At 58.2% G+C, this 9,454-nt stretch carries 16 protein-coding genes; 1 reads left to right on the forward strand and 15 read right to left on the reverse strand.

The window, feature by feature from the left end; all coding sequences use genetic code 11:
* Positions 1–142: 142 nt before the first annotated feature.
* The 12 genes from AC3IYG_RS24540 to AC3IYG_RS24595 all read right to left on the reverse strand — a co-directional run bounded on the left by AC3IYG_RS24540 (position 143) and on the right by AC3IYG_RS24595 (position 7,085).
* Positions 143–439 (reverse strand): hypothetical protein, encoded by a 297-nt coding sequence (locus tag AC3IYG_RS24540; protein ID WP_489314196.1) that lies wholly within the window; start codon positions 437–439, stop codon positions 143–145.
* A gap of 5 nt (positions 440–444) precedes the next feature.
* A complete protein-coding gene (locus tag AC3IYG_RS24545; protein WP_489314195.1) occupies positions 445–849 on the reverse strand; it encodes a hypothetical protein in 405 nt (134 codons plus the stop codon).
* A 24-nt stretch (positions 850–873) separates the two neighbouring features.
* Positions 874–1,305, reverse strand: coding sequence for a phage protein NinX family protein (locus AC3IYG_RS24550; RefSeq protein ID WP_489314194.1), 432 nt, complete (start codon positions 1,303–1,305; stop codon positions 874–876).
* A gap of 456 nt (positions 1,306–1,761) precedes the next feature.
* Complete coding sequence (locus tag AC3IYG_RS24555) at positions 1,762–2,106, reverse strand: hypothetical protein (RefSeq protein ID WP_489314193.1); 345 nt, start codon at positions 2,104–2,106, stop codon at positions 1,762–1,764.
* 38 nt (positions 2,107–2,144) lie between these two features.
* Positions 2,145–2,354, reverse strand: a complete 210-nt coding sequence (locus AC3IYG_RS24560) for a hypothetical protein (protein ID WP_489314192.1) — start codon at positions 2,352–2,354, stop codon at positions 2,145–2,147.
* A gap of 19 nt (positions 2,355–2,373) precedes the next feature.
* On the reverse strand, positions 2,374–2,583 hold the full coding sequence (locus tag AC3IYG_RS24565) for a hypothetical protein (RefSeq protein WP_489314191.1): 210 nt from the start codon (positions 2,581–2,583) through the stop codon (positions 2,374–2,376).
* Positions 2,584–2,723: 140 nt separating this feature from the next.
* Positions 2,724–3,866: a hypothetical protein gene (locus AC3IYG_RS24570; RefSeq protein ID WP_489332264.1), complete on the reverse strand. Its 1,143-nt coding sequence runs from the start codon at positions 3,864–3,866 to the stop codon at positions 2,724–2,726.
* A 21-nt stretch (positions 3,867–3,887) separates the two neighbouring features.
* Complete coding sequence (locus tag AC3IYG_RS24575; RefSeq protein ID WP_489314189.1) at positions 3,888–4,214, reverse strand: hypothetical protein; 327 nt, start codon at positions 4,212–4,214, stop codon at positions 3,888–3,890.
* A complete protein-coding gene (locus tag AC3IYG_RS24580; RefSeq protein WP_489314188.1) occupies positions 4,199–4,636 on the reverse strand; it encodes a hypothetical protein in 438 nt (145 codons plus the stop codon). The genes AC3IYG_RS24575 and AC3IYG_RS24580 overlap by 16 nt, the downstream gene beginning before the upstream one ends.
* Entirely contained in the window at positions 4,620–4,976 is a 357-nt protein-coding gene (locus AC3IYG_RS24585; RefSeq protein WP_489314187.1) for a hypothetical protein, read from the reverse strand. Before AC3IYG_RS24585 ends, AC3IYG_RS24580 begins: the two co-directional genes overlap by 17 nt.
* Positions 4,977–5,184: 208 nt before the next feature.
* Positions 5,185–6,234 carry a hypothetical protein gene (locus AC3IYG_RS24590; protein ID WP_489314186.1) on the reverse strand — a complete coding sequence of 350 codons (1,050 nt, stop codon included), beginning with the start codon at positions 6,232–6,234 and terminating at the stop codon, positions 5,185–5,187.
* Between the two features lie 314 nt (positions 6,235–6,548).
* Positions 6,549–7,085: a hypothetical protein gene (locus tag AC3IYG_RS24595; protein WP_489314185.1), complete on the reverse strand. Its 537-nt coding sequence runs from the start codon at positions 7,083–7,085 to the stop codon at positions 6,549–6,551.
* A gap of 186 nt (positions 7,086–7,271) precedes the next feature.
* Between AC3IYG_RS24595 and AC3IYG_RS24600 the strand changes: the two genes are divergently transcribed.
* The gene (locus tag AC3IYG_RS24600) at positions 7,272–7,709 is read left to right on the forward strand and encodes a hypothetical protein (RefSeq protein WP_489314184.1); all 438 of its coding nucleotides are present in this window, start codon (positions 7,272–7,274) and stop codon (positions 7,707–7,709) included.
* Positions 7,710–7,901: 192 nt separating this feature from the next.
* Here the strand turns inward: AC3IYG_RS24600 and AC3IYG_RS24605 are convergent, their stop codons facing one another.
* The 3 genes from AC3IYG_RS24605 to AC3IYG_RS24615 form a co-directional block, all read right to left on the reverse strand.
* Positions 7,902–8,147: a hypothetical protein gene (locus tag AC3IYG_RS24605; RefSeq protein ID WP_489314183.1), complete on the reverse strand. Its 246-nt coding sequence runs from the start codon at positions 8,145–8,147 to the stop codon at positions 7,902–7,904.
* A 67-nt stretch (positions 8,148–8,214) separates the two neighbouring features.
* The gene (locus AC3IYG_RS24610; RefSeq protein ID WP_489314182.1) at positions 8,215–8,499 is read right to left on the reverse strand and encodes a hypothetical protein; all 285 of its coding nucleotides are present in this window, start codon (positions 8,497–8,499) and stop codon (positions 8,215–8,217) included.
* A gap of 35 nt (positions 8,500–8,534) precedes the next feature.
* Positions 8,535–9,254, reverse strand: coding sequence for a hypothetical protein (locus tag AC3IYG_RS24615; protein WP_489314181.1), 720 nt, complete (start codon positions 9,252–9,254; stop codon positions 8,535–8,537).
* Positions 9,255–9,454 lie beyond the last annotated feature (200 nt).

Here is a 9,454-nt window from a genome sequence, read left to right on the forward strand (position 1 = left end):
GCTCCTGACCGGCCTACTTGTCATCGGGCCATGAAAATCATAGGGCTGGTATTCGTGTGTCACGCGGGCTTGTTGCTACAGCAGCATGACTGGCGCAACTCTCGATGCTCAATGGCGGCTTCGAGGGCATGCTATTGGTCAATCACAGAACAAAGTCGGCAATGAAGTCTTCGACAGGGCCATCAATGGCATGCTCAAAGCCCCGGTCGTCGATCATCGCGGGATCGCCATTGCGCATGGTGATGTAGAAAGTGCTGCCTTCGACTTCTTCAAGATCACAACCAGTTGCACTGCATACAGCTTCCAGTAGCGCCGGCTCGTTGTCGAAGAACCGGCACTCTCGCAACTGATCCTTCTCCACTGCCACTTCCTGCATGTTGATTTGGAAGTAATGGCCGTTGGCGTTCAAGACAAACAGGTTCACGGTTTCTGCTGGCATGGTGATTACTCTTGCTTGCTGAAATTCGGGCAGCTGAAATTCGGGCCGGTCTTCAACAACGTGTTGAGCCCTGTGTCGTCACTTACCGTGGCGATGATCTGGCAACCCGATGTTTCCGCCACTCGCTCGCCGGAAATGGTGTCGATGAAGTCGCAGCAGCCCTCATACATCTGGCCCCAGTAGCGGCAGTTCTCGCACACGCTTACGGCTTTCTGTTCGGCCTCTTGTCGTGCCGCCAGAAGCTCGTCGAGAAGGGTGCTCACACCCGAGCCGCCGAAAGGAGCCAGCACGCTGGTTGCATCGCACCAGCGGTCGGGATCGTTGCCGACCCCTTCGCTCAGGTACTGCCAACCTTCGGAGGTCTTTCGCAGTTCGACTGCGCCGACTTGCATGGTTTGAATCTGGCTCATCGTTTGCGTCCTCTTGGGGTGCGGTTAGTGAAGAAGGCTGCGTGGGATTTTCACCACTGGGCCGAGCTTGTAAGCGACGATGGCCCGGCAAGCAGCAACCATGACGCCATCGGTGGTTTGAAACTCAGTTCCGCTATCGAAGCAGTGGGCACTACCCCAGAACTTCCCGTCTTCTTTCCCGGACTCATGGTTGCCCATGACAATCGGGTACTTCATGACCAGCGGGCCGAGTTGATCCCAGCGAGTGGAAGGGCTGTAGTAGCCGCCGTTATGGCTCGCGGGCTTCGGGCCGATCTGGAGCATCTTGCCGCCAGGGCGGTTGTCCCAGACCCAGTAACCGCCGTTAGCGGTGTTGCCGAACGCCATCGGGTCATGCCGGATGGGCAGTTCTTCGATGGTCGCAATCACATAGTCCAGCGCCGGGCCGATCAGGGTGCCTACTTCTACTTCAACCATTGCCGTGATCCTTGTTCGTTTGATGTGTCCATTCTCATCCTGGTGCAGCTGTGTCACCGGGGAGCGCGAGCAATAAAACGAAATTCCCCAACCCCCATGCTGGGCTTCGGGCAAGGCATTGATGCGAGAAGGCTGGCATCGATCCTGGGCACTAAGCGCTGCCGTGCTGCGTGGAGTGACTACAGGCAGAGATAGCCTGCAATCCGGCGATGGGATTTGTGGGGAGGGAGGGGGCGGCGCTGATTAGAGGCTTATGCTGGGCGCTATGCCACGGGCCACGGCGGGGAGGCTATAGGCGTCCCATGTACCAGTCGGCATCTGGTAGTTGCTTGGCCAGCGCGATGAAAGCGCAAGCAGCAGAAGGGGAGGCAAGCGCAAGCAGCCACGCCGCCGCCAGTAGCGAAAGCTCTACGAGCACCGCGAAAGGCAGCAGGGGCAGCCTGCATAGTTTCGTCATCATTGACCCTCGGCACCGGCCCCGCCAGGGGGTATCAGTTTGCATGCGCAAGCAATCATGTAACCCACCCCGGCAATCTTGTGTTCGTGCTGCGGCCCGAATGACTTGAGGTGGGCTCGGATGCACTCATTCAAAGCCTTGGGCTCAATTCCATCGTTGAGGGCAACAGTGCATTCAGGCATTTCAGTCCCGTAAAAGATGGCAGAAGCCAGATTGGTGTAAATGTTCCCGGACTTGAATTCCTCTGGAATGTCTTCCCATGCAGGCAAGAGCCGCTGAGTGGAAAAAGCCATTTCCGGTTTGGTGATGGACGCAATCTGCTCGGGGGTTAGCTCGTATGCCATGGTCAGTCTCGATTCCAATGTTTCCATTTGGCGAATGATTATTGAGGCAGCACTTTGTTCAGGCCGTCACGCAAACAACGGGCTTGATCCTCGTAGCGCTCAGAGCGGTCGAGAATCTGACCGCTGGAATTTGTGGTCTGCCATACGCTGTCGCCGGTTTCGCATTCATCGACATGCAGCTCAAGCACTCGGTTGCCGTCAATCTGGACGCTGAAAGACAGCTCAAAACCTTCAAGGTCTTCGTACATGGGTTATTCCTGGTGAAGGTCAGTGCAGCCTGGAGCGTGCCGCCTGCAATGCGTGCTCGGCCTTGGAGAAGCTATAGCTCCCGACCGGGTTGTTGAGGCCGTTGCCTATGCTCTTGTAGGGCCACCACTGGCCCTTGGTGCAGACGGCAACCGGCGTGCCCGCTGGCAAGTCTTTCAGGGCGCTCAGCGATTCGCCCTCACTCAGAATCACTCCATCCGCTTCTTTCATGTTCGATCCCTCTTGCTCTGCCCCCCTGCACGCCAGCGCCTGCGGGGGTTCTCATAGTTTAACCGTTGAGCGGCCATACTCCCCGGTCTGGGAGGTGAGGATGGCCGGTTAGCCCCAGACTATCCGGGGCCGGGCACTGATCAGCAGGCCAGCAGGTCAAGCTGCTGTGCTGGTGCGTTGCCGGTGAAGACGTAGCGGGCGAACTTCTCACTGAGTGTCGCGACACGGTAAAGCGCTGTGTAGTCGGTCGGCAGATCGATGTAAATTTCATCGCCGGACTTGGTGTGCTTAGTGTTTGCCAGAGCCCAGTCAACGGATTCCTGGTGGTAGCGCTCGGCGATGGCTTTAGTATCAATGACCAGCTTCGCGTTGCTCGGCATTACCTCAGCGTTCTTAATCGCTTCGCGCATAACCTTCATCTTGCCGCGATAGGTCAGCGGCTCAGCCAGCTCCGACTTCCAAAGATTGGTGATAAACGAATTCATGAAGCAATGCGAGGCGTCACCGCGCCACTCGCCTTTGGCGTCCTGTTTGGCAATGTGGCTATGGCCTTCGCGGACCCGCAGGAAGCGAGGGGTGTCCATGGTCACGACTTTGGACTTGGCCGGCGCGTAGCCGAGGCGCGGATTACGCGGCGCATACAGGGCGTCGGCTGCGGACTTAATGATCCGGTTGGCGCCGAAGTGGATGCCATCGTATACAGCCGCCAGCAGCTCTGCGTCGTCGTACAGCGAGACGATCAGATGCTCGCCATTCTCCAGCTTCACGGCGTCAGCATCGCGGCCCACGCTGACCATGGCAGCCTTGGCCCAAGCAAAGTTCTCGGTCGGGATCGGTGCCATGTAGTTGTTCACGGCATACAGCTCGAACTTACGGTCGGCAATTTCAACCGGGCTCTCCAACTCCTTCATCCAGCCCTGGACGTAGCCTTCCGGGGTAATATCGCGCCCGCCAGCGCCCTTGAGCATGCCGCCCTCGCAACTGGCTGCGGCGCGGAAGATGTGGCGCATAACGGCAGGCAGCTCGCCAATCATGTAGCTGCCCCAGCGCGGAGTGCGCGGGTAGCAATTCGACTCGTAGGTTTCCTCGAACAGCACGTACATGATCTTGCCGCCAGTGGCCTGGAAAGCTGCTGCCAGTTTGCCGGTCGATACAGTAGAGCCCATGGTGATTCCCCTAGTCTGGTCGGGCGGTTCGCCCTTGTTTTCGATGTGCCCAGTATCTAGGTGGAGGGGCTGTGTCATCGGCGGAAGGGAAGAATTGCCGCAAATGCTCAGCCCCAATGCTGGCGCCCGAGGATTGCTCTACCAGCGGTAGTGGACGTGGAAATAGTCGCCGGCCAGGGCGCCACTCCCAACCGCCGCCGCTATAACGTCATCAACGTAGAAGTGCAGGTAGTGCGCACGGGAATGCTCGGTGACTTCAAGGCGGCGCAGCTGCTCAATGGTGATGGGTTCCTCAACATCCACCGCTGCGAAGTAGGCCGACTCGCCCTTGCAGTGCCACGGACGGTTAATGACCGAGATTGCTGCATCCTCCGGGCATAGCGGGGCAAGGTTCCGGGCCACCCAAGCGCGGATGGCGTCGGCGTCGATGGCAGTGACGGTGCTTGTCTCTAGAAGATGTGGCATTGCGCGGCCTCCACTTCCCGGATTGCGACCTGAGCCTGTTTGCGTGCCTCTTGAAGCTCGTCGGACTCCATCATGCCGATGCCTGTTTCTACCATTGAGCCTTCATGCTCCAGCAGTGCTTTCAGTGCCGCCAGTAGGTTGTCACGATGCAGCTCCGCCTTGAGGTAGCGGCCTTCTGCTTCGCAAAGCTTGTCGGCGTAATAGGTGACTTCGCGCTTTACGTTGCCCCCTTTCAGCTCCACCAGCTGCTCGGTCGTGTATCCGTCACACGCGTTCACGCAAGCAACGATCCGGGCGGCATTGGCTTCGTTCTCGCTGTCAGTGCGGGAAAGGCCTTTCACGTCGCAGATGTGGATGCCTTCATCCCCCATGAGGGCGATACCGTATTGGCTGTACCACACGCCCTTAGTGTGACTGGCCATTGGCAGCCTCCGAACTCATGGCAGAGGAAGTGGATCGTCCAATGACCTTGGCCACGCTCAGGCCTTGGGTAAGGCTCAAAAACACGTCCAGTTCGGAACCTGTGACTTCGAGGCACTTGGTTGCCTTAAACAACAGGGCGCGCTCTACAGCGACGCACTGCCATTGCAGGTCATCATCTTCAACCGCGACGCCATTGTCTCCGTGCCAAATAACGGCACGCTTGCAGGCCTCGTCTTCGTCCTGGGCTTCGACTGGAACGTAAGCATCGGCGATTTGACCGGCTACTTGGCCAAGGTAATTCAGTTCAAAGCAGGTCACGCGGACAATGAAGTTGCTCATGTTGGGCTCCCGTGAGGCATGCGCCTCGCTGATTTAGTTGTGTCCATCATCGGGGTGCCGGCCCTGTGTCATCGCCACCGGGGTTCATCGCTCGACAGTTCCTCAACCCCTAGTCCAGGGAGTGGCGCAAGACTGGCTCGCGGGGTGCTGGTGCCGGACATGAAAATGCCCGCGCTAGGCGGGCATGGAAGGTTGCCAAGGGGAGGGACTAGCCGGCGAGCAGGTCCAGTTGCAGGGTCGGCGCTGCTGGTGCTGGTTCTTCTGCCGCAAGGGGGATGCAGACGAACTTGGTGCAATCCTCATGCAGGCAGCACACGTTGTAGGCTTGATCCGGCTCAGTCGGCACTGCGATGTGGATTTCGTGGCCGACGATGGTATGCGGGTTCTCGTTGACTACGCGGTTCAGGGTTTCCTGAGTCCAGCTCTCCAGCTTCACAGTGGTGTCGATCACGGCAACAGCATCAGACGGCATGATCGGGGCGGTTTGAATGGCGTTGCGCAGATTCTTGATGCGGGCACGGTAGCTCCCCGGCTCGCTCAGTTCTGCCTGCCAAAGCTCTCGCACATAGTTCCCAATGATGCTGTAGGCCCACCCACGATTGCGCCAGTCACCGTTTTGGTCTTTCAGTGCCACGTCTTCGCGATGCTTGAAAAGGCGCATGCAGGCATGGGTTTCGATTTCGAAGGTTTTGGCTTTCGCAGGTGCATAGCCAAGCTCAGGGTTGCGCAGGCCATAGATCGGGGCGTTGTGGCCCTGGATGATCCGCCAAGCGCCAACAATGCCGTCATAGATGCTGGCCAGCAGCTCGGCGTGCTCATACAGGCTGACAGTCAACTTCTCGCCGTTCTCCAGCTGGGCCGCTTCTGCCTCGAAGCCGTTGGCGGTCAGACGTGCCTTGGTGTCTTCGAAGCCATCCTTGGGAACTGTGGAGTACAGGCTATCGCCCAAGGCCAGCTCGAAGGTTTGATCGTGGAACACTACCGGGTTAGCCAGCTCCTTGAGCCAGCCTTGGACATAGCCCTCGGGCGTGATGTAGCGCCCGCCAGACCCCTGGAGCATGCCGCCCTCGCAGCTCGACGCTGAGCGGAAGATGCCGCGCATGGTCTTGGCAATCTCGCCAATCATCAGGCAGCCCCAGCGCGGGGTGCGCGGGTGGCAATTGGACTCGTAGGTTTCCTCGAACAGGACATACATGGTCTTGCCGCTGGTGGTCTTGAACGCTGCGGCAAGCTTGTTGGTGGATACGGTGGAGCCCATGGTGATTCCCCTTGTCTGGTAGGGCTGTGTGCCCTTCGTTTTGGATGTGCCCAGTATCTAAGGGGAAGGGCTGTGTCACCGGGGCCAGGGCTGAGAATGCGAAATTGCTCAACCCCAATACTGGCGCCTGAGAATGGATGGGGGCGGGACAAAATATGCCAAGCCTTGGCCGGGTAGAATCTTGAGTTACTTAGCCGGCCAGCAGCTCCGTAGGCACAGCCATTGCTAGCTACTACGCCGCCGAAGCCGACTGCGGGCCTTGCAGGAGTTACCGCCTGTAAGGCTTGGCCGTTCTCCCGTGATCAGTTAGGTATTTACCGCATACCCGGTTGCGGTGACGCCGTTGGTATGATCCCGCATGCAGCAAGATGATGCTTCTGTGGGTAGAACATAGCTTGAATTTCGGTAGCCCCATCACGAAGGTAGCTATTGAAACGATGCCAGCCATCCCAGATGGTTGCGTAATTGTCGTAAGACAGGAGTACAGGCCAGCGGTTATCTGCTGGATGGTCAGACGGGCCGGTTCCGTATGAAGCGTGAAATTCCTCCCAACTCTCCCAACTCGAAGCAAAGTCCTCGTCCTGCATAATCGAAGCTTTGAGCGCATCAACGCTGAGCGTTACCAAGCCATAAAGGTTTTCACCGTAACGCTCAACGTACTCAGGCAACAGCATGGCAAGCCCGGCCTTAGCATCTTCATCAGTCTCCCAATCGGGAAGAACTACGTCATCCCACACACCACCCTCTATGACGTTGAACCAAACCGTCGCCAGTTGGCAATGCGCCGGTAGGTCTGCGAACTTTAGGATGGAGTAGCCGTTACCAATAAGTGAGTCCATGCGAGCAGTCATTAGTGATTCCCCCTGCCTAGTCGGGCTGTGTGCCCTTCGTTTTGGATGTGGCCAGTATCTAGGGGGGAGGGCTGTGTCATTGGGGTGTCGGGCGATTCCAGCAATTGCTCAACACCCATCATTTGAACTGAGGAAGGACACGGCATGGGCCGTTATCATTCCACTCAAAATGGGATAGGAGGCTGCATGAGTACCATCGGTAAAATCTTTGCTGGAATCGTCACCGGCTACATTCTGGCCATCATCATTGGCACATTAGTGTTGCAGGGGAAGCTGTTCCTGGACGGCCTTGATCTTCTTGGTATCAGCCCTTTCGGGTTGATCTATTTCCTGGGTGGGTTCCTGGCTAGCGTCGGGCTCCTTGTCACCTCTCCTGCCGCCCGCACCTGGAAGCGCTTGCTGATGCTGTTCCCGGTCGCAATGGTCATGGTGGCTGCGGTAGGCGGTATTCATGCGATAGAAGCAACAGTAGGTGCCCCGCAAGGCGCCATGGTTGATCCATCCAAGATGCTGGGTGACATGGCGCATGCAGTAGCGACGGTAGCCTTCTGGCTGGTGCCACTGATCGTGGTCGTTGCGTATTCGATGATGATCTTTGAAAAGCGGCCTGCAAACGCTGCGTGACAATAGCGATTGCTCGGCTCCAATGCTGGCGCCCGAGGATCAGGCGCCAGGGAGGGGTTATTTGCTTGGGGCCGGGCGCGGTTTGCAGTACAAGCAGTAGCCCTTCTTCGCGCCCTTCTTGAACACGTCGAACCACTTTTGGCAGCCCTTGCAATGGAAGTCGTCAATCTTGGCCATGATCTTATCCTTGAATCACACGTTGCCGGTCGTGAAGTAGCCCGTGGGCCGACTGGCGTTGCCAGCATACCAACCCAGTTGCGGGGCGCGGCGGCGCAGGTAGCGGCCAACGAAAGTGTGGCCCTCGCACTTGTACAGCTTGATCTGTGGCGTCACGCGGTAACGGTTGTTGGCAATCGCCTCGATCTGTACGCGGGGGGAGGCGAGGATGGTCAAGTCCATGTCGCTATCGAGTTCGACGGCTAGCAGGTGGCTGCGCATGGGGTGTCTCCGGTGTTGGTTGCGTGACGGGGATCGTCGATCCCCGCATTGCTGATTGGGATTAGGGTCAGAAGAAGCCTTCGTTGACCAGCGCCTCGTAGGCGATGGCCAGGGCCGGCTTGTGGTGCTCTGCGCTGGTTTCCGCGTCCATCTGGTCATAGGCGGTTGTCACGTCCCACCACGCGTAGAACTGCTCGAAGTCCGCGAAGCTCAGCGGCTCGTCGTCCACGGTGTCTTTGATCACCTGCACCAGCTCTTGCAGGGAGGTCAGTTCGGCAGCATCAACAAGGCCCTGTGCTGCCATTTCGGCGATGGTGTTGGCGTAGCGTTGCTCAAGATCAGTGGTGTTCATGTCCGTCTCCGGCTGCGTTTTCGATGGGGTAATGATCAGGCAGCCTGTGCTGTGTCATCGGCACGCAAAGCAGGATTTTTCCACTTGATCGCCTCGGGGATCAGCAGCTCGAACTTGTAGCCAGATTCCGTGCTGACCTTCTTGGTGTCCCCGCGCTCACTGGCAATTTTCAGTGCGTACTCGGTGGCCTGCTCCAGCTCCAGCAGGGAGAAGTAAGCCTCGACCCGGATATTGGGATTCAGGAAGTCATCGGTCAGCAGGGCAGTACCGCCATGGTTCCCGCCCAGACCGAACGTCATCACCAAGTACATCGGTTCGCCGGCAGGGCGGTGCAACTGGCCGTCGATGATCAGCCAGTCGCGGGTGCAGGCCTGGAGGTAGTCAGCGATACCCTGCCTCCCTTCACGGGCGCAGACGTAGATTCCCAGTGCAGTATCCGAGAGCACGGCGCTGTCTTTGACCAGATTCAGGGTAGGGCCAATGGCCGGGTAGTTGGTTGCGCGGCGGCGCGAGCAACTGGACACAGCACAGTTAGTCCACAGACGGCCTTCAAACCAGCGGTATACAACCGGCTCCAGGTAGTCATCGCTCTGGTAGTCCTTCTCGCTACCGATAATGGCAACCGGCGCTTGCTCACTGGTCACTTCACGGATCGAGAGAACGGCTACACCATCGTCAAAGCGCGTGGGGCGGGGATTGCGGCAACGCGGCGGGATGATCTGCTCGATGTAGCTGTAGTTGACGGTCAGTTCCATGATGCTGCTCCAGTGGTTCTGGCAGGGCGGCTTGCCCGGCGCTTTCGATGGGTCAACTATCCAGGGGGAATGGCGGTGTCATCGCTGGTGCATCGCGAATGGGTGAAGATCGTCAGTCCCCAAGCAGGGGTGCCAGAATCTCGCAGGCTTTGGAGTGCTCGGTTTTGCTACGCCAGCCCCGGAGAAATGCTCGGTTTCGC

This window comes from Pseudomonas sp. KH_027 (assembly GCF_057838565.1).

Coding starts and splice junctions, on each gene's coding strand:
- AC3IYG_RS24540 (WP_489314196.1), bottom strand. CDS start 439: ATGCCAGCAGAAACCGTGAACCTGTTTGTCTTGAACGCCAACGGCCAT.
- AC3IYG_RS24545 (WP_489314195.1), bottom strand. CDS start 849: ATGAGCCAGATTCAAACCATGCAAGTCGGCGCAGTCGAACTGCGAAAG.
- AC3IYG_RS24550 (WP_489314194.1), bottom strand. CDS start 1,305: ATGGTTGAAGTAGAAGTAGGCACCCTGATCGGCCCGGCGCTGGACTAT.
- AC3IYG_RS24555 (WP_489314193.1), bottom strand. CDS start 2,106: ATGGCATACGAGCTAACCCCCGAGCAGATTGCGTCCATCACCAAACCG.
- AC3IYG_RS24560 (WP_489314192.1), bottom strand. CDS start 2,354: ATGTACGAAGACCTTGAAGGTTTTGAGCTGTCTTTCAGCGTCCAGATT.
- AC3IYG_RS24565 (WP_489314191.1), bottom strand. CDS start 2,583: ATGAAAGAAGCGGATGGAGTGATTCTGAGTGAGGGCGAATCGCTGAGC.
- AC3IYG_RS24575 (WP_489314189.1), bottom strand. CDS start 4,214: ATGCCACATCTTCTAGAGACAAGCACCGTCACTGCCATCGACGCCGAC.
- AC3IYG_RS24580 (WP_489314188.1), bottom strand. CDS start 4,636: ATGGCCAGTCACACTAAGGGCGTGTGGTACAGCCAATACGGTATCGCC.
- AC3IYG_RS24585 (WP_489314187.1), bottom strand. CDS start 4,976: ATGAGCAACTTCATTGTCCGCGTGACCTGCTTTGAACTGAATTACCTT.
- AC3IYG_RS24590 (WP_489314186.1), bottom strand. CDS start 6,234: ATGGGCTCCACCGTATCCACCAACAAGCTTGCCGCAGCGTTCAAGACC.
- AC3IYG_RS24595 (WP_489314185.1), bottom strand. CDS start 7,085: ATGACTGCTCGCATGGACTCACTTATTGGTAACGGCTACTCCATCCTA.
- AC3IYG_RS24600 (WP_489314184.1), top strand. CDS start 7,272: ATGAGTACCATCGGTAAAATCTTTGCTGGAATCGTCACCGGCTACATT.
- AC3IYG_RS24605 (WP_489314183.1), bottom strand. CDS start 8,147: ATGCGCAGCCACCTGCTAGCCGTCGAACTCGATAGCGACATGGACTTG.
- AC3IYG_RS24610 (WP_489314182.1), bottom strand. CDS start 8,499: ATGAACACCACTGATCTTGAGCAACGCTACGCCAACACCATCGCCGAA.
- AC3IYG_RS24615 (WP_489314181.1), bottom strand. CDS start 9,254: ATGGAACTGACCGTCAACTACAGCTACATCGAGCAGATCATCCCGCCG.